The 24,026-nt window shown below is 73.1% G+C and carries 27 protein-coding genes; 20 read left to right on the top strand and 7 right to left on the bottom strand.

Features of this window, described 5'->3' with window-relative positions; translation table 11 throughout:
- Positions 1-19 precede the first annotated feature (19 nt).
- A complete protein-coding gene (rsgA, locus tag Q8R60_08290) occupies positions 20-1,036 on the top strand; it encodes a ribosome small subunit-dependent GTPase A (protein MDP3712469.1) in 1,017 nt (338 codons plus the stop codon).
- The gene (locus Q8R60_08285) at positions 1,033-1,992 is read left to right on the top strand and encodes a glycosyltransferase (GenBank protein MDP3712468.1); all 960 of its coding nucleotides are present in this window, start codon (positions 1,033-1,035) and stop codon (positions 1,990-1,992) included. The genes rsgA and Q8R60_08285 overlap by 4 nt, the downstream gene beginning before the upstream one ends.
- On the opposite strand, the gene Q8R60_08280 is transcribed toward Q8R60_08285, so the two are convergent.
- Positions 1,928-2,479, bottom strand: coding sequence for an NUDIX hydrolase (locus tag Q8R60_08280; protein MDP3712467.1), 552 nt, complete (start codon positions 2,477-2,479; stop codon positions 1,928-1,930). The two genes, Q8R60_08285 and Q8R60_08280, sit on opposite strands and share 65 nt — an antisense overlap.
- 55 nt (positions 2,480-2,534) lie before the next feature.
- Here Q8R60_08280 and Q8R60_08275 point away from each other — a divergent pair, with 55 nt between their 5' ends.
- Positions 2,535-3,002: a hypothetical protein gene (locus Q8R60_08275; protein MDP3712466.1), complete on the top strand. Its 468-nt coding sequence runs from the start codon at positions 2,535-2,537 to the stop codon at positions 3,000-3,002.
- A gap of 13 nt (positions 3,003-3,015) precedes the next feature.
- Here Q8R60_08275 and Q8R60_08270 read toward each other — a convergent pair whose 3' ends face one another.
- Both Q8R60_08270 and Q8R60_08265 read right to left on the bottom strand, forming a co-directional pair.
- Positions 3,016-4,119 carry a ferritin-like domain-containing protein gene (locus Q8R60_08270; protein ID MDP3712465.1) on the bottom strand — a complete coding sequence of 368 codons (1,104 nt, stop codon included), beginning with the start codon at positions 4,117-4,119 and terminating at the stop codon, positions 3,016-3,018.
- The gene (locus tag Q8R60_08265) at positions 4,116-4,694 is read right to left on the bottom strand and encodes a TetR family transcriptional regulator (GenBank protein MDP3712464.1); all 579 of its coding nucleotides are present in this window, start codon (positions 4,692-4,694) and stop codon (positions 4,116-4,118) included. Before Q8R60_08265 ends, Q8R60_08270 begins: the two co-directional genes overlap by 4 nt.
- A 109-nt stretch (positions 4,695-4,803) precedes the next feature.
- Here Q8R60_08265 and Q8R60_08260 point away from each other — a divergent pair, with 109 nt between their 5' ends.
- The 4 genes from Q8R60_08260 to Q8R60_08245 are packed head-to-tail and all read left to right on the top strand — an operon-like array spanning position 4,804 to position 6,287.
- Positions 4,804-4,986: a hypothetical protein gene (locus tag Q8R60_08260; GenBank protein MDP3712463.1), complete on the top strand. Its 183-nt coding sequence runs from the start codon at positions 4,804-4,806 to the stop codon at positions 4,984-4,986.
- A 13-nt stretch (positions 4,987-4,999) separates the two neighbouring features.
- On the top strand, positions 5,000-5,602 hold the full coding sequence (locus Q8R60_08255; GenBank protein ID MDP3712462.1) for a bile acid:sodium symporter: 603 nt from the start codon (positions 5,000-5,002) through the stop codon (positions 5,600-5,602).
- Positions 5,575-5,811, top strand: a complete 237-nt coding sequence (locus tag Q8R60_08250) for a hypothetical protein (protein ID MDP3712461.1) — start codon at positions 5,575-5,577, stop codon at positions 5,809-5,811. The genes Q8R60_08255 and Q8R60_08250 overlap by 28 nt, the downstream gene beginning before the upstream one ends.
- Entirely contained in the window at positions 5,808-6,287 is a 480-nt protein-coding gene (locus Q8R60_08245) for an N-acetyltransferase family protein (protein ID MDP3712460.1), read from the top strand. Before Q8R60_08250 ends, Q8R60_08245 begins: the two co-directional genes overlap by 4 nt.
- Before the next feature lie 28 nt (positions 6,288-6,315).
- On the opposite strand, the gene Q8R60_08240 is transcribed toward Q8R60_08245, so the two are convergent.
- Both Q8R60_08240 and Q8R60_08235 read right to left on the bottom strand, forming a co-directional pair.
- Entirely contained in the window at positions 6,316-6,741 is a 426-nt protein-coding gene (locus Q8R60_08240; GenBank protein ID MDP3712459.1) for a PIN domain-containing protein, read from the bottom strand.
- Positions 6,738-6,965: a CopG family transcriptional regulator gene (locus Q8R60_08235; protein MDP3712458.1), complete on the bottom strand. Its 228-nt coding sequence runs from the start codon at positions 6,963-6,965 to the stop codon at positions 6,738-6,740. The genes Q8R60_08240 and Q8R60_08235 overlap by 4 nt, the downstream gene beginning before the upstream one ends.
- Positions 6,966-7,026: 61 nt before the next feature.
- Between Q8R60_08235 and Q8R60_08230 the strand changes: the two genes are divergently transcribed.
- The 12 genes from Q8R60_08230 (at position 7,027) to Q8R60_08175 (ending at position 20,665) form a co-directional block, all read left to right on the top strand.
- Positions 7,027-8,595, top strand: a complete 1,569-nt coding sequence (locus Q8R60_08230) for an AMP-binding protein (GenBank protein MDP3712457.1) — start codon at positions 7,027-7,029, stop codon at positions 8,593-8,595.
- 1 nt (position 8,596) lies between these two features.
- Entirely contained in the window at positions 8,597-10,003 is a 1,407-nt protein-coding gene (locus Q8R60_08225; GenBank protein ID MDP3712456.1) for an aminobutyraldehyde dehydrogenase, read from the top strand.
- Positions 10,004-10,070: 67 nt separating this feature from the next.
- Positions 10,071-11,765 (top strand): radical SAM protein, encoded by a 1,695-nt coding sequence (locus tag Q8R60_08220; protein ID MDP3712455.1) that lies wholly within the window; start codon positions 10,071-10,073, stop codon positions 11,763-11,765.
- 15 nt (positions 11,766-11,780) lie between these two features.
- On the top strand, positions 11,781-12,950 hold the full coding sequence (locus Q8R60_08215; GenBank protein ID MDP3712454.1) for a methyltransferase domain-containing protein: 1,170 nt from the start codon (positions 11,781-11,783) through the stop codon (positions 12,948-12,950).
- The gene (locus tag Q8R60_08210; protein ID MDP3712453.1) at positions 12,842-13,543 is read left to right on the top strand and encodes a DUF998 domain-containing protein; all 702 of its coding nucleotides are present in this window, start codon (positions 12,842-12,844) and stop codon (positions 13,541-13,543) included. Before Q8R60_08215 ends, Q8R60_08210 begins: the two co-directional genes overlap by 109 nt.
- 23 nt (positions 13,544-13,566) lie before the next feature.
- Complete coding sequence (locus tag Q8R60_08205) at positions 13,567-14,817, top strand: sugar ABC transporter substrate-binding protein (GenBank protein MDP3712452.1); 1,251 nt, start codon at positions 13,567-13,569, stop codon at positions 14,815-14,817.
- 110 nt (positions 14,818-14,927) lie between these two features.
- Positions 14,928-15,800, top strand: coding sequence for a phosphate ABC transporter substrate-binding protein (locus Q8R60_08200; protein MDP3712451.1), 873 nt, complete (start codon positions 14,928-14,930; stop codon positions 15,798-15,800).
- The gene (gene pstC / locus Q8R60_08195) at positions 15,797-17,578 is read left to right on the top strand and encodes a phosphate ABC transporter permease subunit PstC (GenBank protein ID MDP3712450.1); all 1,782 of its coding nucleotides are present in this window, start codon (positions 15,797-15,799) and stop codon (positions 17,576-17,578) included. The genes Q8R60_08200 and pstC overlap by 4 nt, the downstream gene beginning before the upstream one ends.
- A gap of 25 nt (positions 17,579-17,603) precedes the next feature.
- A complete protein-coding gene (locus Q8R60_08190) occupies positions 17,604-18,269 on the top strand; it encodes an ATP-binding cassette domain-containing protein (GenBank protein ID MDP3712449.1) in 666 nt (221 codons plus the stop codon).
- Positions 18,270-18,330: 61 nt separating this feature from the next.
- Entirely contained in the window at positions 18,331-18,801 is a 471-nt protein-coding gene (locus Q8R60_08185) for a sigma-70 family RNA polymerase sigma factor (protein ID MDP3712448.1), read from the top strand.
- A complete protein-coding gene (locus Q8R60_08180; GenBank protein MDP3712447.1) occupies positions 18,798-20,060 on the top strand; it encodes a hypothetical protein in 1,263 nt (420 codons plus the stop codon). The genes Q8R60_08185 and Q8R60_08180 overlap by 4 nt, the downstream gene beginning before the upstream one ends.
- A 119-nt stretch (positions 20,061-20,179) precedes the next feature.
- Positions 20,180-20,665, top strand: a complete 486-nt coding sequence (locus tag Q8R60_08175) for an ester cyclase (GenBank protein MDP3712446.1) — start codon at positions 20,180-20,182, stop codon at positions 20,663-20,665.
- 181 nt (positions 20,666-20,846) lie between these two features.
- On the opposite strand, the gene Q8R60_08170 is transcribed toward Q8R60_08175, so the two are convergent.
- Both Q8R60_08170 and Q8R60_08165 read right to left on the bottom strand, forming a co-directional pair.
- Positions 20,847-21,602, bottom strand: coding sequence for a GNAT family N-acetyltransferase (locus Q8R60_08170; GenBank protein ID MDP3712445.1), 756 nt, complete (start codon positions 21,600-21,602; stop codon positions 20,847-20,849).
- Between the two features lie 141 nt (positions 21,603-21,743).
- Positions 21,744-22,868, bottom strand: a complete 1,125-nt coding sequence (locus Q8R60_08165) for an adenylate/guanylate cyclase domain-containing protein (GenBank protein ID MDP3712444.1) — start codon at positions 22,866-22,868, stop codon at positions 21,744-21,746.
- 118 nt (positions 22,869-22,986) lie between these two features.
- Here Q8R60_08165 and Q8R60_08160 point away from each other — a divergent pair, with 118 nt between their 5' ends.
- The gene (locus Q8R60_08160; protein ID MDP3712443.1) at positions 22,987-24,024 is read left to right on the top strand and encodes a S8 family serine peptidase; all 1,038 of its coding nucleotides are present in this window, start codon (positions 22,987-22,989) and stop codon (positions 24,022-24,024) included.
- The last annotated feature ends 2 nt before the right edge of the window (positions 24,025-24,026 follow it).

Here is a 24,026-nt window from a genome sequence, read left to right as displayed (position 1 = left end):
AGCCAGTCGTGAGCCGCAGATGAGCCCGAGAGAGCTCGACGAGGACGACGTCCGCATCCGGCCCGGCAAGGGCTCGCGGCCACGCACCCGCACCCGCCCCAAGCACGAGAGCGCCTCAGGTGCGAGCGTCGTGACCGTCGACCGCGGGCGCTACCGCCTGCGCACCGACGACGACGTCCTCGTCACCGCCGTGCGGGCCCGCGAGCTCGGCCGACGGGCTGTGGTCGTCGGGGACCGCGTCGGCGTCGTGGGCGACCTGTCCGGCGGGCCCGACGCCCTGTGCCGGGTCGTGCGGGTCGAGGAGCGCACCTCGCTGCTGCGCCGCACCCCCGACGACACCGACCCGATCGAGCGGCCGGTCGTCGCGAACGCCGACCTGCTCGTCGTCGTCACCGCCCTGGCCGACCCGGTGCCACGGCCACGCCTGGTCGACCGCTGCCTCGTCGCGGCCTACGACGGGGGCCTCGAACCCCTGCTGTGCCTCACGAAGTCGGACCTGGCCGACCCCGCCGAGCTGCTCGCGCTCTACACGCCGCTCGGGGTGCGGGCCGTGGTGACCGGCCCGGGCGACAAGGACGCGGGGGTCGACGAGCTGCGGGCGCTGCTCGCCGGCCGGGTCTCGGTGCTGTTCGGGCAGTCGGGCGTCGGGAAGTCGACGCTGGTCAACCGGCTGGTGCCCGATGCCTTCCGGGCCGTGGGCGACGTGACCGGCGTCGGCAAGGGCCGCCACACCTCGTCGTCCGCTGTGGCGCTCCCCCTGCCCGGTGGCGGCACCGTCGTCGACACCCCGGGCGTGCGGTCGTTCGGCCTCGGCGCGGTCACCCCGGCCGGCGTCCTCGCGGCCTTCCCCGACCTCGCCGAGGAGGCCGAGCTCTGCCCGCCCGGGTGCGCGCACCGCACGGGCGCGACCGGCTGCGCCCTCGACGCCCTCGTCGCCGGAGGCGGCGCGACCGGCGCGCGGCTGGTGTCGCTGCGGCGGCTGCTCGACGCCCTCGGCGGCACGGACCAGGCCGAGACCGACGACGTGCCCCGGTGACCCCGGTGAGCGCGGTGCTCGCGACCCGCAACCGGCTCGACCACCTGCCGCGCGCTCTCGACGAGGTCCTGACCACGGGCGTCGGGCAGGTCGTCGTCGTCGACGACTCCTCCACGGACGGCACGTGGGCGTGGCTGACCGCCCGCGCCGCGACCGAGCCCCGACTCACCGTCCTGCAGAACCCCGGCCCGCGCGGGATCGCCGCACGCGCAGCAGGGGTGCGCGCTGCGGCGTACCCCCTGCTCCTCATGCTCGACGACGACTCGTGGCCCGACCCCGGCGCCCTCGAGCTGCTCGTCGCCCACCTGGCCGCGTCTCCCGGGACCGCGGTGGTCGGCGGGCTCGTGCGCGACGTCGACCCGACCGGCGCCGTGTCGGCGGACCACGGGCCCGGGACCTTCGACTGGTGGCTGCGGGTGTCCGCGCCGTTCTTCTTCCCGGCCTGCGGCGCGCTCGCCCGGCGCGAGGCGGTGCTCGCGGTGGGTTCCTGGCAGGACCGCTACGGCCACGGCGGGGTGCTTGAGCTCGACCTGACCCTGCGACTGCGTGATGCCGGCTGGTCGGTGGACTACCTGCCTGCCGCGTCCTTCACCCACATGAAGGCGCCCGTCGCGCGACCCGACGACGGGCAGATGCTGGCGCTGCGGGTGCGCAACGGGCGGTGGTACGCCTACCTCAACGCGCCCGGTCCGCTGCCGTGGACGAGATCGCTCGCGCCGCTGCTCGTCGACCTCGTGCTGGGTCTGGTGAAGGGCCACCCGGGCGCGGTGACGACCGGCCTACGGCGGGCCTGGACCGACCGTGCGACCGTCACCGGCGGTCGCCGACCGGTGGCAGCGGCGACCTGGCGGGCGGTCGAGCGCCCGCGGGCCCGTCGGCACCTGGAGCTGCTCACCGCGCAGGCGAGGGGCCTGCGCGCTCGAAGGCCGTCCACCACAGCAGGGCCGCCAGGCTGAGCCCGTCGAGGACCTCACCTGCGCGCAGCCGGGCCACCACCTCCTCGGCCGGCAGCCACTCGACCCGCTCCGACTCCTCCGGGTGCTCGGGCTCGCCGACCTGCTCGGCGCCGTCGGCGAGGAAGAGCACGAAGCGGTGGTCGGACAGCCCGTTGGTCGGGTGGAAGGCGTGCATCAGGCGCAGGCCCGTGGGGACCCAGCCGGTCTCCTCGCGGACCTCGCGCACCGCCGCCTCCTCGAGGGTCTCTCCCGCCTCGACGCGACCGGCCGGCACCTCGTAGCCCCACGTGCCCGTGATGAAGCGGTGCCGCCACAGCAGCAGCACGCCGCGGGCCTCGTCGTGGACGACCACGCCCACCGCCGGGAAAGGCACCCGCACGACGTGATGCTCGAAGCGCCGCATCCCGGGGATCTCGACGTCGGTGAGCCGCAGCGACACCCAGTCGCTGTCGTAGACCGAGCGCTCGCCGTGCACCGTCCACTCCACGACCCGACGCTAGCGCCGATGGGCCCCGGTGCGGACCGAAGCCACGGCGGCCCCCGTGCTGCCACCCGAGGAGCTCGCGTGGGACGCCCCTGTCGTCTTCCACGCCGAGTCACGCGCCGGCGACGGCGCCGGCTTCCTGCTGCGCCTGCACACCGATCCGGCCTGCCCGCTGCGCCTGGTGCCCGAGGGCCTGCTGGTGAGCCGCCGCTACGACCGGGCCCGCGCCGACGCGCTGTGCCCGACCTGCGCGGTCGCGACGGTGCCCACGAGCACGAGCACCGTCGTACGCCGGCTGCGTGACGCGGCCCGCACGCTGGACCGGCTGCGCGCGTCCGCGTCCGCCCCGGGCGCCGGTCCGATGCCGCGCGAGGTGGTGCACGTGCGGGCGCTGCGCTACGAGGCGCAGCACGCCGTGTCGGTGCACCCGGACGCTCCGCGTGCCGCGGAGGCCGTGGTCACGCTCGCCGACGAGGTCGCCGAGGCCCTCCGCCACGCCTTGACGTCGTACGACCGTCGCCGGTGACCCGGCCGAGGGCTCAGTCCGCGAGCGCGATCACCTGGTCGACCTGGCCCTTGCGGGCGGCCATCTCGCGCTTCTCGGCGTCGATGAGCTCGGCGGTGTCCTCGTCGTTCTTCATGAGGGCGTCGAGGTCGATGCCCTCCATGTCGAGCACGCCCATGTCGGCGTAGGCCTTCTGGACCTTGTCCGACCACAGCCCGATGTCCTTGACGCACGGCACGATCCGCTGGAAGAGCAGCGACTGGTAGGCCTGGAAGTAGGGCGCCTGCGAGACCGCCTCGAGGCAGGCCTCGACGTCGAGGCCCATGTTCTCCCAGACCTCCTGCTGCCGGAAGCGGTCGCGCATGAGGTAGCAGCCCTCGACGACGAACTCCTCGCGCTCGGCCAGCTCGGCCGACGTGAGCTGCGCGTAGTAGTCGCGCAGGGCGATCCGGCCGAAGGCGACGTGGCGCGCCTCGTCCTGCATGACGTAGGCAAGGATCTGCTTGGGCAGGGGCTTGGTCGTCATGTCGCGCAGCAGACCGAAGGCGGCCAGCGCGAGGCCCTCGATGAGGACCTGCATCCCGAGGTAGGGCATGTCCCAGCGGCTGTCGGACAGCGTGTCGTCGAGCAGCGCCTTGAGGTGCGGGTTGATCGGGTAGAGCAGCCCGACCTTCTCCTGCAGGAAGCGGGCGTAGGTCTCGGCGTGGCGCGCCTCGTCCATGGTCTGCGTCGCGGCGTAGAACTTCGAGTCGAGGTCCGGCACCGACTCCACGATGCGCGCGGAGCAGATCATCGCGCCCTGCTCACCGTGCAGGAACTGGCTGAACTGCCACGCCCCGAGGTGCAGGCCGAGCTCGTCCTTGGCCTTCTGGTCCTTGGCGAAGTGCTTGTCCCACATGGGGGTGCCGTGGATGGAGATGGCCTCCTCCGGCATGCCCAGCAGGTCATAGGGGTCGACCTGCTCGGACCAGTCGATGCGGTGCACCTGGTCCCACTGCTTGTCCTTGCCCTTCTGGTAGAGCCGCAGCAGCTGGTCGCGCTGGTCGTCGTACTCCCAGGTGAAGCGCGCGGCACCGTGCGCCTCGACGTCCCAGGTCGAGAGCTCGGCGGGCATCGTGTAGAGCTCGTGGGTGCTCATCTGGCGGTCCTTCCGGAGGGCAGCAGTCGGTCGACGAGGTGGGCGATGGAGGTGGCGGTCTGGTCAGGTCGGGCACCCGGCAGCACGAGGTGGGAGACGGTGAGGCGCACGACCGTGTCCGCGACGAGGTCGACCTCGTCGACGGGCAGGTCCGGCCAGTGCGAGGAGCAGTACGCCGCGATGCGCTCACGCACCGCCGTGAGGATGCCGTCGGCGCGGGTCGTGAGGTAGGGCAGCATCGCGCCGGCCCCCTCCATCCGGCTGTCGGTGAGCACCGCCTTGAGCAGCGGGTTGCTCGCGGCCTCGCGCAGGGTGAACTCGGTGGCCGCGCCGATCGCCTCCGCGGGCGAGCCGTCGTGGTCGACCATTGCGGCCTCTGCGCCGGTCATGTAGCGCTCCGCCTCGCGCAGCGCGAGCGCCTCGGCGAGGGCGTCCTTGGTGCCGAACTCGTAGTAGAGCGTCTGGCGCGAGACCCCGGCGGCGCGGGCGACGTCGGCCATCCGGGTGCGCGCCCAGTCGCCGTGCAGGACGGCATCGGCCGCCGCGTCGAGGAGTGCCGCCCGGGTGTCGCTCACGTCACACACCCTGACACAGATGCCGTCCGTGTCAAGACACCGATGCTCTCGGTGTCATATGACCGGGGTCACGTCGAACCACCTGGGCCGCCCGCACGAACGTGCGGGCATGTCGTCCCAGGTCCCTGCCGGCACCCTCGCGCCCGGGTCGGCGTGCGTCGCCGTGGTCGACGGCACCGAGCGCACCGCCGTCGTGGTGCGGCTGCGCGGGGACAAGGCCTACGTGAAGTACGCCGAGGGCGCGCTCTACCGCTGCGCCTGGGTGACGACGGGAGAGCTCTCCCCCGCCTGAGAGGGTCTGCGGCGTGCTCGTCGACGCCCTGGTGGTCCTGCTGCTCGTGAGCGGGATGCTCGCGACCGGGACCGTCCTGGACCGCGACCTCGTCGCCGCTCGGGCCCGGGACCTGCGGGTGCTGCTGCCCGCCCTGGCGGCCAACCTTGTCACCGTCCCGCTCGCGGCCCTGGTCGCGTGCGAGGCCCTCGACCTCGAGGGCCCGGTGCGGCTCGGGGTCCTGCTCGCCGCAGCCAGCCCTGGAGGTGGCACCGGAGCGCTGCTGTCGCTGCAGGCCCGCGGCGACGCCGCCCACGCGGTGGTCCTGCAGGGGGTCCTCGCGGTGTCGGCGCTGGTCGTCACGCCGCTGTGGGTCGGGGGCTCCACCGACGGCATCCCGCTGGCGCCGGTCGTCGGCGGCCTGCTGCTGCTCCAGCTCGCACCACTGCTGCTCGGCGCGTGGCTGCGGGCCCACCGACCCGCTGTCGCCGCGCGCCTGCACCCCCGGGCCCGCCGGGTCGCCGACACCGCACTGCTCGTCCTCGTCGTGGGTCTGCTCGTCACCGAGCTCGACCAGCTCGACCGTACCGGCACCGGGGGCTCACGGCGATGGCGCTGGTCGTGGCCTTCTCGCTGACGACGCTCGCGCTGCCGGCCGCGCCCGCGGTGCGTCGCGCCACCGCGATGACGACCGCGGTCCGCAACCTCTCGCTGGCACTGCTCGTCGCCCGCTCCGCCCCCGACCCGGACGCGACCTCGCTCGTCGTCCTCACCTACGGCCTCGTCATGTACGTCTCCGCCCTCGCGGCCGCGCGGGTCCTGCGCGTGCGAGCATCGGCCACGTGATCCGGGACCTGCTGCCGGGCGACTGGCCGGCCGTCGCCCGGGTCTACGCCGCGGGCCTCGCCGGCGGTGACGCGTCCTTTGCCACAACCGTCCCCGACTGGGCCGACTGGGACGCCTCGCACCTCGCGTCACCGCGACTGGTGGCGGCCGACCCCGAGGTCGTCGGCTGGGCCGCGCTGGCACCGGTCAGCGACCGCTGCGCCTACGCCGGTGTCGCCGAGGTCAGCGTCTACGTCGACCCGTCAGCCCACGGCCGGGGCGTGGGCACCGCGCTGCTCTCGCAGCTGGTGTCCCGGTCCGAGGCCGACGGGCTCTGGACCCTGCAGTCCGGCGTCCTGGCCGAGAACACCGCGTCGCTCGCCCTGCACACCTGCTGCGGCTTCCGCGTCGTCGGCACCCGCGAGCGGCTCGGCCGCGACGCCACCGGCCGCTGGCGCGACGTCGTCCTGCTCGAGCGCCGCAGCTCCGCGTCCTAACGCGACCAGGCGAGACTGCGCTCGAGGGTCACGCATCAGCGGGAAGCAGTCGGAACGACCCCCCGCCTAACGGGCGCAGCACCCGGAAATGCCGCTCGTCGAGGGTCAGCAGCGCGTTGGTCGCGACCCGCTCAGCCAGCACCACGACACTCGCGTCTGCGAGGCCGACGCCCAGGTCGCGGTGCGAGCGGTCCACCGCGACACAGCGCGCGACGTCCTCGGCACCGAGTGCCTCGAGCCGGTAGGCACCCGCAGCGACGTCGTCGGCGACGCGACGCGCCACGTCGGCTCCCAGCCGCGCCCGGACGAGAAAGTCCAGCTCGGCGAGCACCAAGGGGCTTAGCACGAGCGCGCCCGACCACGTCTGGAGCACGGCCCGGCACGGCTCGTGCGCCGGGTCGGCGGTGTCGAGCGCCGCGAGGATCCCGCTCGTGTCGCAGACGAGCGGGCTCACTCCCCGAAGCCGTGAAGGGCGAGCAGATCGTCGCTGTCGGCAGCGGACCTGCCGTCGGTGCTGGCGCCCAGTGCGAGGTGTGGGCGCGGCGCGGCTGCCTGCTCGAGGACGAGCCGGACCCCACGACGGAGCAGCTCGGCCTCGCTGGTGCCCGAGGACTGGGCAAGACGCGCGAGCGCAGCCTTGTCACGGTCATCGAGGTAGACGCTCGTCTTCACGGTCACGGACGTAGGGTACGACGTAGGGCAATGCCCTGGCAATGCCTGCCTGCTGCACGATGCCGTCATGCAAGCGCCAGACACGGACGGCCTCGTCCTCCACGACGTCGACGACCGGCCGGGGGACCCGGTCGTCGTCGAGACCTGGCTCGGGGCGCCGGCGCTGTCCTACGCGCGCCGGCCGGCCACCGTCCTCGACGTGCTCGACCGGGCGGTCCGCCGCTGGCCGGACCGGACCGCCTTCGTCGACGGTGACGAGGTCGTCTCCTACGCCGCCTTCGCCGACCGGGTCGAGACCGCGGCCGCCGCGCTGCTGGCCCGCGGGCTCGTGCCCGGCGACGCCGTCGCGGTCGCCGCCGGCAACTCCCTCGACCTCGCGACCCTGCTCTTCGCGTGCGCCCGCGCCGAGCTGGTGATGGTCGGGCTCAACACCCGGCTCGCCCCGCCGCAGTGGGACTACATGGTCGAGCACATGCAGGTCCGGCTGGTGCTGGCCGAGCCTCGCTTCCCGCTGCCCGGCGCGCTCCCACTGGCCGAGGTGCTGCGCGAGGCCGACCCGCAGCCCTGGTCCTACGACAGGACTGACCAGCCCAAGGAGTCCTCGACGTACGCCGTGGTCTTCACCTCGGGGACGACCGGTCGGCCGAAGGCCAGCCAGGTCGTCCACCGCGCGTCGGTGCACTCGGCGATGAGCTACCAGCGGGTGCTGCAGCTCGGGCCCGACGACGTGACGGCCGTGCTGTTCCCGATGTACTACATCTCGGCGATGCACGCCCACGTGCTGCCGGCGATGCTGGCCGGCGCGAGCTGCGTGCTCGTCGACACCCAGTCCCCGCGCGACTACGTCGCCCTGCTGCGCGAGCACCGGGTGTCCTGGGCCTACGCCGTGCCGTCGTGGTGGCGGCTGTGCCTGCGGGTCGAGGCCTTCCGCGACCTGCCGTCGCTCACGCGCCTCGCCGCGGGCGGTGCGCCGTTCCCGACCGACCTCGTCGACGAGCTGCGGGCGCGACTGCCCAGGGTGCGGCTGCACGACGTCTACGGGCTGTCCGAGACGCACTCCCCCGGCTGCATCGCGACCGACGACGTCGTGCGCGCGCACCCCGGCTCGGTCGGGCGGACGCTGCCCTGCATGGAGGCGGAGGTCCGCGACGACGACGGCCGCGTCCTGCCGGCCGGCGAGCCGGGACAGCTGTGGCTGCGCGGGTCGCTGGTGACGACCGGCTACGGCCGCGACCCCGAGGCGACGGCGGCCGCGATCGTCGACGGGTGGTTCGACACCGGTGACGTCGCGCGGCTCGACGCCGACGGCCACGTCTACGTGCTCGACCGCACCAAAGACATGATCAACCGGGGCGGCACGAAGGTCTTCAGCGCGGAGGTCGAGGAGCTGCTGCGCCGACACCCGGCGATCGACGACGCCGCGGTCGTGGGGGTCCCGGACGCACTCGGCGGTGAGGCGGTCGCGGCGTTCGTGGTGGCGGCCGGTCCGCTGACCGCCGCCGAGGTGCGGGCCTGGGTGCGGGAGGGGATGGCCGACTACGCCGCACCCAAGGTCGTCGAGCTCGTCGACGCGCTGCCCCGCAACGCCGTCGGCAAGACCGACAAGCAGTCCCTGCGCGCTCGCCTAACCTCGTGACGTGCTGCACCACTTCTACGACGGGGCCCGGCAGGCGCCGCGCTCGGACCTGACGACCCGCGTCGTCGACCCCTCCGACGGGCTCCCCTACGACGACGCGCCGGTCGCCGGCCAGGAGGACCTCGACGAGGCCTTCGCGAGCGCGGCCGCGGCCTTCCCCGGCTGGAAGCGCACGACCCCCGCCGCCCGGTCGCTCGCGCTGCTCCGCCTCGCCGACGCGCTCGAGGCCCGCACCGAGGAGCTCGTCGAGGCCGAGTGCCGCAACACCGGCAAGCCGGTCGCGCAGATGCGCGCCGAGGTTCCCCACATCGTCGACGTCATCCGCTTCAGCGCCGGGGCGAGCCGCGTCCCGGACGGCCTCGCCGCCGGGGAGTACGCCGAAGGCCACACCTCCGTGCTGCGCCGTGAGCCGCTCGGCGTGATCGCCCAGATCACCCCGTGGAACTACCCGCTGATGATGGCGACCTGGAAGTGGGCGCCGGCCGTCGCGGCCGGCAACACCGTCGTGCTGAAGTCGGCGGAGACCACCCCGGTCACCCCGCTGATGCTCGCCGAGATCGCCGCCGAGCACCTGCCGCCCGGCGTCCTCAACGTCGTCTGCGGCGACCGCGGCACCGGACAGCTGATGGTCGAGCACCCTGTCCCCGCGATGGTGGCCCTGACCGGCTCGGTGCGCGCCGGCCGCGAGGTCATGGCGGCCGCGGCCGGCGGCCTCAAGCGGCTGCACCTCGAGCTCGGCGGCAAGGCCCCTGTGCTCGTCTTCGACGACGCCGACCTCGACGTCACGGTCGCGGGCCTGCGCGACATCGGCTACTACAACGCCGGCCAGTCCTGCACCGCCGCGACCAAGGTGCTGGTCACCCGTGGCGTCCACGACGAGCTCGTACGCCGGCTGGCCGCCGAGGCGCGGGCCCTGCCGGTCGGGCCGGAGGGCTACGTCGGGGCGCTCAACAACGCCGACCAGCTCGCGCGGGTGAGCGGCCTGGTCGACCGCCGCGGCCCGCACTCCTCCCTCGTCGCGGGCGGCCAGCCGCTGCCCGGCACCGGCTACTACTTCGCCCCGACCGTCATCGCCGGGGTCCGTCCCGACGACGAGCTCGCCCAGGTGGAGGTCTTCGGCCCGGTCGTGACGGTGACGGCCGTCGACGACGAGGAGAGCGCCCTGCGGGTCGCCAACGACACCCCCTACGGCCTGGCCGCGAGCGTCTGGACGACCTCGACCGCCCGCGCCCACCGCTGCGCCGCCGCGCTCGACTTCGGGGCCGTGTGGGTCAACTGCCACTCCGTCCTCGCGACGGAGATGCCGCACGGCGGCTACGCGAGCAGCGGCTGGGGCAGCGACCTGTCGGCGTACTCCCTGCGTGACTACACCCGGGTCAAGCACGTCGTCACCCGGCTGGCCGACTGATCGCCGCCGCGACGTGGCACGATCAAGGGGCCTTGATGGCCCGCCTGAGTGGGGAGAGCAGCACCGCATGACCCGGATCGCCGTCAGCGGTGGTGTCTACTCCAACCCCTACGCGCTGCGCGCCTTCGTCGCCGATGCCCGCGCCCGCGGCGCCGAGCGGCTGTTCAACCTCGGCGACCTCGGGGGCTACGGCGCCGAGCCCGACGCGGTCTGGCCGATCCTGCTCGACGAGGGCATCGAGTGCATCGCCGGCAACTACGACGTCGCGATCGGCCGCGGCGACACCGAGTGCGGCTGCGGCTACACCGACCCGCGCGACAACGAGTTCGCGCAGCTGATGTACGACTACACCCTCGCCCACACCAGCCGCGACTACGCGCAGTGGATGACGACCCTCGACACCGAGCGCCGGCTCGAGGTCGACGGCGTGTCGATCCACCTGGTCCACGGCTCGACGCTGGCCCTCAACGACTTCTGGTGGGAGTCGCTCGACGACCTGCAGCACACGCTGCGCGTGCAGGAGTCCGGCGCGGACCTCGTCATGTGCACCCACTCCGGGCTGCCGTGGCAGAAGCAGGTCGGCGACACCCTCGTCGTCAACGTCGGCGTGCTGGGCCGGCCGGCCAACGACGGTGGCCGCCACGTCTGGTACGCCCTGGTCGACCTCGAGGACGGCAAGGCCACCGCCGAGCTGGTCCCGCTGGAGTACGACTGGGAGGCCCAGGCCGCGTCGATGCGCGCCGGCGGCCTGCCCGAGGCCTTCGTCGAGACCGTCGAGACCGGCTGGTGGACCACCTGCCTCGAGGTCGTCCCGCCTGCCGAGCGGTCACGTGGCCGCTACCAGCTCTACCGCTCGGCGCTGCCGGACTCCTTCGACCAGGAGCAGGTCAGCTGGGCCGACGCGCCCGAAGTCGTCGACGACGGCCTGCCGGTGGTGCCGCTGTTCGGCTCGGCGCTGTTCCCGCCGCGTCTGTGGCTCTACACCAACTTCCACTGCAACCTCGCCTGCTCCTACTGCAGCGTGGCGAGCAGCCCGCAGGCCCGGCGCCGGTCGGTGTCGCTGGAGCGGGTGAAGATGCTCGTCGACGAGGCCGTCGCCGAGGGCTTCACCGAGGTCTACATGACCGGTGGCGAGCCCTTCCTCGAGCCCGACATCGTCGACATGGTCCTCTACGCGACCGAGCAGCTCGACGTCGTGCTGCTCACCAACGGCATGCTCTACCAGGGCTACCGCCTCGAGCAGCTCAAGCGCCTCGCCGGTCGCGAGCGTCTGGTGCTGCAGACGTCCATCGACGCCGCGTCGCCTGCGGGTCACGACGTCAACCGGGGCGAGGGGTCCTGGCAGAAGGCCATGGACGGGCTGCGCCTCGCCAAGGACCTCGGCCTGCCCGTGCGGGTCGGCATGACGTCCACGCCCGACAACGAGCACGAGGTCGAGCCGCTGCGCGCGCTGCTCGCCGACATGGGCATCACCGGCAAGGACTTCGCGGTCCGGCCGCTCGTCGCCCGTGGCGTGTCCACCACGGGTGCCGAGATCGCCGACACCAACACCGTGCCCGAGCTCGCCGTCACCGCCGACGGCGTCCACTGGCACCCGGCTGGTGCCGACGTCGGCACCAGCCCGGACATGCTGCTCGCCCGGCACCCCTCGGTCGACGAGTGGGTGCCGCTGGCCGAGGCCAAGCGGCTCGCCGTGGAGCGCTTCCTCGTCCTCCGTCGCAACGACGGATCCCTCCCGCTCGTCTACAACTGCGCCGTCTGAAGAGAAGGAACGTCCGTGACCCTGACTACCAACACCGAGGTCGAGCAGGCTGTCTCCGAGCGCTACGGCGCCGGGGCGCAGGCCGTCGAGGCGGCGCTGTGCTGCCCCGTCGACTACGACCCCCGCTTCCTGACCGTCATCCCGCAGGAGGTGCTCGACCGTGACTACGGCTGCGGTGACCCGAGCACCCACCTGCTCGCGGGCGAGACCGTCCTCGACCTCGGCAGCGGCGGCGGCAAGATCTGCTTCATCGCCTCGCAGGTCGTCGGCGCCGAGGGTCGCGTCATCGGCGTCGACATGACCGACGAGATGCTCGACCTGGCCCGCAGCGCCGAGCCCAAGGTCGCCGAGGCCGTCGGCTACTCCAACGTGGAGTTCCGCAAGGGCAAGATCCAGGACATGCGGCTCGACGTCGCGGGCACCGAGGCCTACCTCGCCGCCCACCCGGTCAGCGACCTCGCGTCGCTGCAGGCCTACGAGGCCCACGTCGCGACGCAGCGCCTCGAGCAGCCGCTCGTCGGCGACGCCTCCGTCGACGCGGTCGTGTCCAACTGCGTGCTCAACCTCGTCGCCCACGACGAGAAGCCGGCGCTGTTCGCGGAGATCTTCCGCGTCCTCAAGCGCGGCGGCCGCGCCGTCATCTCCGACATCGTCAGCGACGTCGAGGTGCCCGAGCACCTGCGCGCCGACGCCGACCTGTGGAGCGGCTGCATCTCCGGCGCCTTCCAGGAGGAGGCGTTCCTGCAGGCCTTCCTCGACGCCGGCTTCTACGGCGTCGTGCTCGACAAGCGCGACAGCGCCCCGTGGCAGACGGTCGAGGGCATCGAGTTCCGCTCGGTGACCGTCGTCGCCTACAAGGGCAAGCAGGGCCCCTGCTACGACCACGGCCAGGCCGTCATCTTCAAGGGCCCGTGGAGCGCGGTCGTCGACGACGACGAGCACGTCTACGAGCGCGGCGTCCCGACCGCGGTCTGCGCCAAGACCTTCGAGATCCTCAGCCGCGCGCCCTACGGCGAGTTCTTCGAGCTGCTCGAGCCGGCCGAGCCGGTCGACCCGGCGACCGCCCCGCTGTTCGCCTGCGCCCCGCCCGCGACGGCGACCGCCACGGGCACGTCCGCTCCCCTGCGCCGCGCGGTGGCCGGCATGTCGACCGCCGCCTGCGCCCCCGACAGCGGCTGCTGCTGAAGCGCACCGCGCCGGGCCGGCTCGCGCTCGCCTGCGGCATCGCTGCCCCCGCGTCCTTCATCACCGCGTGGGCCGTGGCCGGCGCGCGCCGCGACGGCTACGACCCGGTCTCGACCACGATCAGCCGCCTCGCCGAGCAGGGCGCCGACACCCGGCCGCTCATGACCGCCGGCTTCGTCGGCTTCGGCGTGCTGCTGCCGGTCTTCGCCCGCGCTCTCGGCCGGGCCGGCGGGCCGCGGGCCGTCACCGCCACGGTGGCGTTCAGCGGCCTCGCCACCCTCGGCGTCGCCCTGACCCCGCTCTCACTCGAGGGGGGTACGACGACAGACCTGCTCCACGCCGTCGCCGCCGGCTCCGGCTACGTCGCGACCGCTGTCAGCCCCGCCCTGCTCGCCCGCGCGCGGCTGCGCGGGCCGACCGCGGCAGCGTCGTACGCCGTGACGGCTGTGTCCGCGGGCGCGCTGGTCTGCTCGGTCGCGGTGCCTGAGGTCGCGGGGCTGTGCCAGCGGCTCGGGCTGGGCGTCGTCGACGTGTGGTTCGCCTCCGTGGCGGCCGCGCTGCTGTCCGGGCGACGACTACCCTCACGCCCCTGACCGCCCTCCCAGGAGCTTGACCCGTGCGCCTTCCCGTCCTGCCGATCCTGCTCGCCGGAGCCCTCGCGCTGACCGGCTGCGGCAGCAGCAACGAGCCCGTCGACCCGGCCGACGAGCCGCTGACGCTCACCGTCCAGGCCGCTGGCGGTGAGGGCGAGCTGCGCGCCGTGCAGTCGCTGCTCGACGCGTTCTCCGCGAGCAAGCCGGGCCTCGAGATCAGCTTCACCGGCGTGCCCAGCCAGGGCGACCACATCGCCAAGCTGGCCGCGTCCTTCGCCGGCGGGGCGCCGCCCGACGTGTTCCTGCTCAACTACCGCCGGTTGGGGTCCTTCGTCGACCGCGGCGTCGTGCTGCCGCCCTCGACCGAGGGCCTTGACGAGCTCTATCCGCAGCCGGTCGAGGCCTTCACCTACGAGGGCGCCCCCGCGTGCCTGCCGACCAACGCGTCCTCGACGGTGGCCTACGTCAACACCGCGCTGTTCGCCGAGGCGGGCGTCGCGCTGCCGACGTCGGCGTGGACCTGGGACGACCTGACGGCGGCCGCGAAGGCCTTCGACGCCAAGGGGATCGCGGCGGTCGGCTTCGAGGTCGGCCTGCGCAACAGCGCCCCCTTCGTCTGGACCGCCGGCGGCGAGGTCGTCGACGACACCGCGGCCCCGACCTCGACGACCCTCGACACCCCGCAGGCCAAGGAGGCGCTCGCCTACCTCGCGTCGCTCCAGGACTACGGCGTGGACGCGACCGCTCGCGCCGCGACCGAGCCGGTGGACCTGTTCGAGCAGGGCAAGCTCGCCGTCTTCTTCGACAGCCGGCGCTCGGTGCCGGCCTTCCGCAAGGCCGAGGGCCTCGCCTTCGACGTCGTGCCGCTCCCCCGCAAGGACGCGGCGACCCCCAGCACGACGCTGCTGGCCTCCGACGCCTACTGCGTGGCCAAGGCGTCGAAGAGCCCGACGCTCGCCGCGGAGCTGGCCCGGTTCGCCGTCTTCGGGCAGGGAGCGACGATCCTCGCCGAGAGCGGTCGGACCGTGCCCGTGCAGATGGCCCTCGCAGAGAGCCCGGCGTTCCTCGCACCATCTCTCGCCCCGAAGGCAGCCCAGGTGTTCCTCGACGCGATCACCACCACGAAGCGACTGCCCAACGTCGCCGGGCAGGACGAGGTGGAGGAGGCCGCGGACGACCTGCTCACGCAGTACTTCGCGGGCAAGGCCTCTCTCGATGAGACGGTGAAGAAGGTCGACGAGGACACCGCCGCGATCTACGGGCAGGAGCGCTGAGACCGGAGCAACCCATCCATCGCGGTTGATATGAACAGCGGTTGATGCAAGGGTGTCCGGCAACCGTCCGCAGGGTGACCTCCGGACCCTGACCCGGAAGGCCTCTGCGCGTGCGTCGCACCCTGCCCCTGATCACCGGCGGCCTCGTCGCCGCCCTCCTGCTGTCCGGCTGCGGCGGAGGCTCCGAGGCCGCCTCCTCGAGCACCCTGCGCATCAGCGGCTCGACGACGGTCAACCCGGTCGCGGCCGACGCGGCCGAAGCCCTCCGCAGCGACAGCCTCACCATCACTGTCGACACCCAGGGCGGCTCGGCCGGCGGCATCACCCAGCTCGGCGCGAAGCAGATCGACATCGCGATGAGCAGCAAGCCGGTGTCCGACGACGACAAGGCCAAGGCCCCCGGCATCGACTTCACCGCGACTCTCATCGGTCAGGACGCGGTGGGTGTCGTCGTCCGCAAGGAGGTCGTCGACGGCGGCCTGCGCAACATCAGCAAGGCCCAGCTGCGCGCGCTGTTCGAGGGCAGGGTGCGCAACTGGAAGGAGATCGGCGGGCCCGACCTCGAGACGTTCGTCTACGACAAGGAGCCCGGCCGCGGCACCCGTGAGGTCCTCGACACGTTCCTCTACGCCAAGGGCGAGAAGGCCCCGGCACCGCCGGCCGACAACCCCCGCTACGCCATCGTCGGCGGCAACGAGGAGACCCGCACCAAGCTGCTGTCGACCCCCGGCTCGGTCGTGCCCCTGTCGAGCGCCTTCGCCGACGGCTACCCGCAGCTCGCCGTGCTCTCCGTCGAGGGCATCGCGCCGACGGCGGCCACGATCGCCGACTCGAGCTACCCGATGTCGCGCCCGCTCTACTTCGTCACCGACGGCCCGCCCACCGGTGCCGCCAAGACCTTCATCGACTACGTCCTGTCGGCGAAGGGCCAGGAGCTCCTCACCACGCATGGCTACCTCACGTTGGCCCAGCTGACGACGTGACCTCCACCGCGCTCCGGGCGGTCGCCGCGGCGACTCCCCGACCGCGGGCCCCCCACTGGGTGCCCGCCCTCGGGGCCGCGGGTGGCGTCCTCGCGGCGCTGTCCGCGCTGCTCGTCGTCGGCTTCCTCGTCGACGGGCTGCGCGCCGGTGACCTCGACTGGGGACGGCTGCTCACCTCGTCGACGTGGAACCCGCCCACCGGCGACTTCGGCGTCACGGCGATGCTCTGGGGCACCCTCGCGGTCAGTGGCGTCGCGCTGCTGCTCGCCGTCCCTGTCGGCTGGGCGGCGGCGATCGCCCTGCACGAGCACGTCCCGCCCGGCCTCGCCCGGCCGCTGCGCACCGGTGTCGAGCTGCTCGCGGCGGTGCCCTCGATCGTCTACGGCCTGGTCGGCATCGCCGCGGTGCGGCCCTTCGTCTCGCGGCTCGGCGACGTGCCCGGCGGCGACAGCCTGCTGGCCGCGGGACTGGTGCTCGCCGTGATGGTCCTGCCGACGGTGGTCGCGGTCAGCGTCGACGCCCTCGCCGCCGTCCCCGCGGCGGTCCGGGAGGCCGCGGCCTCGCTCGGCCTGACCCGCTCGGAGGTGGTCCGCTCCGCCGTCCTGCCGCTGGCCCGCCCCGGCATGCGGGCCGGGGTCCTGCTCGGCCTCGCCCGCGCGCTCGGCGAGACGATCGCGGTCTTCCTCGTCATCGGCCGCGCCGACGGGCGGCTCCCCGACCCGGCCTCCGCGCTGCGCTCGATGCTCGAGCCGGGGCAGTCCCTCACGACCAAGCTCGGCGGGCCCGAGCCCGTCCTCGCGGGCGCCGTCGGGCCGCACCGCGCCGCGCTCTGCGCCGTCGGCCTCCTGCTGCTGCTCGCGGTCGCCGCAGCCACGGTCGCGGGAGCGAGTGGCCGGCGGGGCAGGCCTTCCGGCGTACGCCGGGGTCGTGCCCTTCCTGCCCGCGAGCTGCGCTGTGCCGCTCGGCGGTCCGTGCGGCTCGGCGCCGTCGCGCTCCCCCTGGCCCTGCTGACCGGCGTGGCCGTGCTGCTGCTCGACCGGGGATCGGTGGCGCTCGACCCGGCGTTCTGGACCTCGGCCTCGACAGGGGCGAGCGGTGGCGGAGTGCGTGACCAGATCCTCGGGACGGTGCTGCTGGTCGCGGCAGCCGGGGTCCTCGCGCTGCCCGTGGGTCTCGGCCTCGGGCTGGTGCTCGGGGAGTACGCCTCGCCGCGCACCGTCCGGGCCCTGCGCACCGCGACCCTGACCCTCGGCGGCGTGCCGACGATCCTGCTGGGCCTCGCCGGCTACGCCGTCTTCTCGACCGCGCTCGGCTGGGGCAAGTCGTGGCTCGCCGGAGCGATCGTGCTGGCGATCGTCGTCGTGCCCGTCGTGGCCCTGACGACCGCCGCACGGCTGGACTCGCTCGCCCCGGAGCGGCGCGAGGCGGCCCTCGCGCTCGGACTGTCGAGGTCGCAGCTCATCCGCTCCGTGCTGCTCCCCCACGCGCGGCCCGCGGTCCTCACCGGGCTGCTGCTCGGACTCGCCCGGGCGGCTGGCGAGACCGCCCCGCTGCTGTTCACCGCGACCGTCTTCGCGGGTGCGCCGTCCCTGCCGAGCGGGGTCGTGCAGCAGCCGGTGCAGGCGCTGCCGTCGCACGTCTTCACCCTCGCCCAGGACGCCGCCGACCCGGCGTCGATCGCCAACGCCTGGGGCGCCGCCCTGGTGCTCGTCGTCCTCGCCGGCCTGCTGCTGCTCGCCGCCGTCCCCGCCCGCCGCCGCCTGGAGCGCACCTCGTGACCTCCCACCTCCCGGAGTGGACCCCGTGACCGCTGCCGTCTCCGTCACCGGACTGTCGGTCCGCACCGCCGAGCGGACCCTCGTCGGGCCGGTGTCCTTCGCTGTCGCCGCCGGCACCACGGTCGGCCTCGTCGGACCGTCCGGCGTGGGCAAGTCGACGCTGCTGCGGGCCCTGGTCGGGCTGCTCCCCGAGGGGCTCACCGCCGACGGCGAGCTGCGCCTGCTGGGCCAGCGGCTCGACGGCGCCGGCTCGCTCGCCGATCTGCGCGCCCGCGCCCTCCTCGTCGGCCAGACACCCGTGGTCTTCCCCGGGTCGGTGCTCGACAACGCGCTGTTCGGGCTGCGCCACGTCGTGCGCGCGCCGGCCCGCGACCTGCGCGCTCGTGCCGTCGCCGCCCTGGAGGAGGCGGGCCTGCTCGCCGAGGTCGAGGACCGGCTCGACGACCGCGCCGACACCCTGTCGGTCGGTCAGCGCCAGCGGCTCTGCCTCGCTCGCGCCCTCGCCCTCGACCCGGTCGTGCTGCTGCTCGACGAGCCGACCTCTGCGCTCGACGCCGGCAGCCGCGCGACGGTGGAGGCCTCGGTCCAGGGCCTGCGCGGCCGCCGTACCGTCCTGCTCGTCAGCCACGACCCGGCGCAGGTCCAGCGCCTGTGCGACGAGGTCGTCGACCTCACCCCTGCGCTCGCCTGAGGCCGCACCCAACCGGAGCGTCCTCGCGCGGCTACTACCTGGTGTGAGGCAGTCTTCGCTGATGGGCAGCGCGCCGACCGACGCGTTCGCGGCGTGGGTCGAGCCGCACCTGCCCGCGCTCTGGCTGCTGGCCCGACGCTGCTGCGGCCAGGACGCCGCCGACGTCGTGCAGGAGGCGCTGCTCAAGGCGTGTACGACCAGGGAGACCTACGACGAAGATCGCGGCTTTCTGCGGACCTGGCTGCTGGTGCTCGTGGCCGACCGCTGCCGCAAGCACCTCCGGCGAGCGCGCACTGAGTCGCCGCTGGTGGAGGTCGCAGCCGCGTCGCGCGACCACGACGTGGACCTCGATCTTCGCCGTGCGGTCGCCCGGCTCGCGCACAGGCAGCGACTCGCCGTCGAGCTGCACTACGTCCTCGACCTGCCGGTCGCCGACGTCGCCACCGTCATGGGCTGCTCGACCGGCACCGTGAAGTCCACGCTCTTCGACGCCCGGGCCCGCTTGCGGGTCATGCTGGAGGTGACCGGATGACCGACGACCTCGACGCACGGATGCGGACGTGGGGCGAGACCGAGCGACAGCTCATGGGGTCGCCCCCAGCCAACCTGGTGTCACCGCCCCCGAAGCTCCCAAGCCGCCTGAGCGGGCGCTGGCAGCCGTGGGCGGCGGCAGCAGCGGTGGTGGCGACCGCCCTGGCGGCTGTCCTGCTCGTGACGCTGCCGAAGCCCGACGACCCGACGCCTCCTGCGAGCTCACCGCCTCCGACCTCACCGACGCCGAGCGGCTCCACGGTCACAGCCGAGCTGGGCGACGACGTGTCGCTCCTGCGCTCGCTTACCGGCGGACGAGCGCTGCTCGCCACGTCGAGCCCGAGTGGCAGGTGGCTGCTGCTCGAGGACGACGGGCGAGGGCTGGCCGACCGCACCCCCGCAGCCCTGACTGCGGACGACGTCCCGGCGGACGCCGCCGCGCGGGGACAGGACTGGTGGCTCCTCACCCAGGACTGCGTGGCCGGGGGCGGCGTCCTGCTGTGGCGCAGCGGCGATGCCGGGCGCTCCTGGGACCGCACTGCCTACCGCCGCGGCGTCTCGTGCTCTGCCGGCTCGGGCGCGCGCGTGCACGTCCTCGGCGCGGAGTCGGTCGTCGTCAGCTACACCAGCTTCGCCGGCGAGGAGAGCTCGCTCATGCGGACCACCGACGGCGGTGCCACCTGGTCGGCGCAGGAGGAGCTGCCGCTAAGGGCGCACCCGGAGTTCCTCACTGCCGACGTCGCCTTCCAGACCAGCCCGTCCACGGGCGAGGCCGTGCGGTCGACGGACGGGGGGCGGACCTGGCGGCCTGTGCCCGAGGCAGCCGGCGCGTGCTCGACGTCGACAGTGACAGTGACCGTGGTGAGCACCACGGAGGCCTTCGTCGCAACGGCGACCCCCAGCGGCATCACCCGGCTGCGAACGACCGACGCCGGAGCGAGCTGGGAGCGCACGCCGATCGAGTACCTCAAGACCGGGCCGACCTGTCGCGCGCCGCAGCTCCTGACGGCAGGAGGCACGACGCTCTGGACCCTTGGCGAAGGGGGCCTGCGGCCGACGCTGTCGCGCCATGTCGACGCGGACCCGACGACCTGGATGCCTGTCGAGGCTCCCGACGGCCTCGGCCCTGTCCTGGACGACTACCGCGTGCAGCTGTTGCCGACCGGTGACCGCTCCGCGCTGCTCACGTTGTCGCTCAACAGCCGTAGCCGCACGTTCCGGACCACCGACACCGGCACGACGTGGCAAGAGCTGCTGTGACCAGTGCCGTCCGGCACACGCTCGCCAACGAAACCCAGTCTGATTGCCGAGCCGCGATGACGCCCCGCGGCTGTCCGGCCTCAGCCGTGAGGCGAGGAACCCGTCGCCGAGGTGGGACTATGGCTCACTTCGGAGAGGAGACTGACGTGAACGAGGCCGCGGACAGAGAAATCCCCAGCGACACGGTGAGGCGGTTCTGGGAAGAGGTGTGGACAGGCGGACAGGTCGATGTCCTGACTGACATCCTTGGCCCTCGCTGGACGGAGAACGGTGAGCCGAGCGACGTCGGTGCCTTCCAGCGAGGCGTGACCGCGTGGCGGGAGGTCTTCCCGGACTTCTCCGCGACGGTCGAAGAAGTACTGACGATCGGTGAAGACCGAGTGGTCTCCCGTGTCACCTATCGCGGCACACACAGCGGGAGCCTGTGGGGTCTTGAGGCGACCGGGGCCCATACGGAAGTCGTCGGTGTCGACCTGTTCCGTGTCGAGGACGGACGCATCACCGAGCTATGGCACGCCGTTGACCACCTGGAGCTAGTGCTGCAGGTCGGCGGCGTCGTCAAGCCTGGCGGGAGATTAGGGGGGTCAATGCAGCACCAGGTCTGAAATCATGATCGCGATGACTCAGGAGGTGGCGTATGGCTCCTCCAATGACGCAGGAAGAGATCGACCGGATCTGGGATCTGGTGATGCCCGGCGAAGCCGTGGGCCTTGCAGCGGTGACTGCCCTGACGAGGGAAGCCTTCACACGGGTCGACCAATGAGGACGTGCCGCACCCCGGCTCACTCACGCGAACTCGGCGTACTCGACGACGGTCTCGAAACCCATAGAGCGATAGACCGGTAGCCCCATCGGTGTCGCCTGCAGCACCACGGTGTTATGCCCGCGGGTCACACTGGCCTGCGCGGCGGCCCACGTCATGGCGGTCCCTACACCCCGGCCTCGCGCCTCCTCCAGGGTCAAGACGTTGACGACTCCTCCCGCGCCGGCGCTGCTGACCGCGACGGACGTCCCGACGGGCGCGCCGTCGAGATAGCCCACGAACAGGTCCACGTCGGCACGAGCGACGAACGACGGTGACGTCAGTTGCGCGGCTGTCTCCTCACCCAGCCCCAGGCCGACGACCACCCGGGCGAAGTCGCTTTCCCGGCCGGTGCCGGCGGGTTCGATCACGAGACCGGGAGGCAGGGCAGGGCTAGCCGGGACAGGGTTCAGCACCATGCCTGGCAACGGCTGCGGCTCCCGGGCGAGCCCGTGTTCCGCGGCTAGGGCATCCACCTCGTCAGGGACGATGCCGGGGACCCAGAGGGTGTAGGGCAGGTCGTGCTCGGCGACCCAGGTCAACGCCTCCCCGAGCCCCGACGTGTGATCCGGGTCGGTGATGATGCACCCGTTGAACATCGGCATCGACAGCCCTGTCGCGAACGCAAAGACCCCGACCTCGTCGCGGACCGATCCACCCGGGGCCGCCTCGGCAAGCGCGCGGTAGCAAGCCATGAAGTTCTCGCGCTCGAGCGCAACCAGCTCACTGTGGGCTAGCACCGCGAACCCCCTCAGCAGGACGACGCGGCCCCATGGTCGGGCACACACGTTGACGCAGCATGGCAGCAGACAAGGCTGCACTGCCAGTCCCGGCTCGATGACGCTCCGCGCCGTGGTTGCACACGCTCATTCCACTGAGCGCTACCTGCCGCTTTCAACAGAGCAGCCAGGGTCGCACACGACGCCCTGAATCACGTACGGGACGACGGGCTCGGCAATGCCCTTCACCTGCTGCGGCTCGCGCGCCTCAACGTCCCACGACGCCCCGAGCCGGGAGGCCAGCACCGACTCGGCAAGCACCTCCCCGGGCAGGGCCAGTTCGAGCAGCCGCGCGGCGAGGTTCACCGCCGGGCCGAAGTAGTCACCGGCTCGGACGATGACGTCGCCAGCAGCCATGCCGACTCGTACGGGCAAGGCCTCCTCGAGCTCCGCCAGCCGGACGATGACACCGTGCGCGGCTCGGGCGAGAGCGTCGGGCGACGCGCCCACGAGCATGGCGGCATCACCGATGAGCTTCACGCAACGGACGCCCGCCGCGGCCGCTTCGTCGTGCGCCACGCTCTCGAAAACGCCGAGCAACGTGTGCAGCGTGACCGAGTCGAGCCGCTCTGTCGCCGCAGTGAAGCCGCACAGGTCCGCGAAGGCAACGCACCACGGCACGCCCCACGGACCGAATCCTGTAGGGGCCTGGGCCTGCTCGAAGTGGCGTGTCGCCGCCAGCAGGTGGTGTCGGTACATCATCTCAACCGACCGCACGACCTGCGGCATGAGAGAGGCCGCCGCGGCAAAGGCGCGCGACGTCGCGAGCTCGTCAGAGCTGTGCAGCAGGTCCACGTCGGGGAGGGCTTCGACCAACGTCGCGGCCACCGCTTCACCCATCCGTGCGACGGCCGATGCGTGCACTCGGGCGAGTGCCAGCGCCTGATGCTCACCAACGATCTGCGCGACGATCGGCCACACGCCGAGGGCATCGGCCTCCTCCTCCGTGGCCACCGGCTCGTCGGCCACCGGCTCCGTGAGCCCCAACGCCCGCCACAGCTTCTCCGTCGCGGCCGGGTCCTGGCCCAGGCGCGACGCCACGCCGTCGATGGTCAGCAGCACGGCACCGGGCCGGACCAACTGGTCACCTTCGAGGGCGTAGAGCCGGCCGTGCTGCGCGGCCTGGTGCAGCAGCTGCTCGTCGTAGCCGGCGGCGCGCAGGTGGGCCACCAGAGCCTGCCGGATCGCAGTGTCCGGAGCACCGACCAGCAGAGTGTCGTCCTCCACGCGTAGCAGCCTGCCGCACGATCGCCTTTCCGGGTAGCAGCGTCACGCGTGGGCGCGAACCTCGACGCAGGGATCGGGCTCTCCATGAGGACACCGTCCCCGAGCCCGAGGTCAGACCTTGCCCCACCGCCGTACCACCGCCGCTCTCACCCTGGCCGCCACCGTCATGATCTGCGCCGGCCACGCGGCCTCGGCCGCACCCGCGAAAGGCGACCCGCTGCTGCCGCGCCAGTGGGGCATGGCGCAGGTGCAGGCGCAGCAGGCTTGGAAGGTCGCGACCGGCAAGGGTGTCGTCGTGGCCGTCGTCGACGGTGGCGTCGACGCGACCAACCCGGACCTGCGGGGCCACGTGCTGCCCGGCAAGGACCTCGTCCACGGGACGAAGAACGCATGGACCGACGTCGACGGGCACGGCACGAGCGTCGCGGGGATCATCGCGGGGACCCGGGACAACGGGGTCGGGATCGCCGGGGTCGCGCCCAACGCGCGGATCCTGCCGGTCAAGGACGGTGAGTACCAGCCCGACGCGAGCCTCACCCCGAAGGGCGTGGTGTGGGCCGCGGACCGCGGCGCGAAGGTGATCCTCATCTCCACCGAGACCCTCGCCGGCGTCGACGCCGTCTCACCTGCGCTGCTCGCCGACGAGATCCGCCGGGCCATCGAGCACGCCTGGGCCAAGGGCGCGGTCATCGTGGTCGCCGCCGGCAACAACTCCGAGCCGATCTGCTCCTCCCCCGCGTCGCTGCCTCGCGTCGTGTGCGTCGGAGCGGTCGACAAGCGTGCCCTCAAACCGGCGTTCAGCTCCTACGACGCCGCGATGAGCACCGACTACCTCGTCGCTCCCGGCGGCTCGGACCTCCCCATCGGCTTCGACAACCCGACCGGAGTCGGCAACGACGAGAACATCTGGACGACGACCGTGGTCGGTGTCGGCACCACCCCCACCCAGGAGCGCTGGACCCAGGTCCGCGGCACCTCCTTCGCGGCGCCGTTCGTGGCCGGCGTCGCGGCCCTGCTCGTGCAGCAGGGGCTCACCAACGCCCAGATCGTCGAGCGGCTCACCTCGACCGCCACCGACCTGGGGGTGCCAGGCCGCGATCCCGTCTACGGCTACGGCGAGGTCAACGCCGCCCGCGCCGTCGGCGCCACGCGGTAGCG

It is taken from the genome of Mycobacteriales bacterium (assembly GCA_030697205.1).
In the GTDB taxonomy this organism is placed as follows: domain Bacteria; phylum Actinomycetota; class Actinomycetes; order Mycobacteriales; family SCTD01; genus JAUYQP01.
Note: the sequence above shows the minus strand (reverse complement) of the source record. Positions and strands in the feature narration are given on the sequence as shown.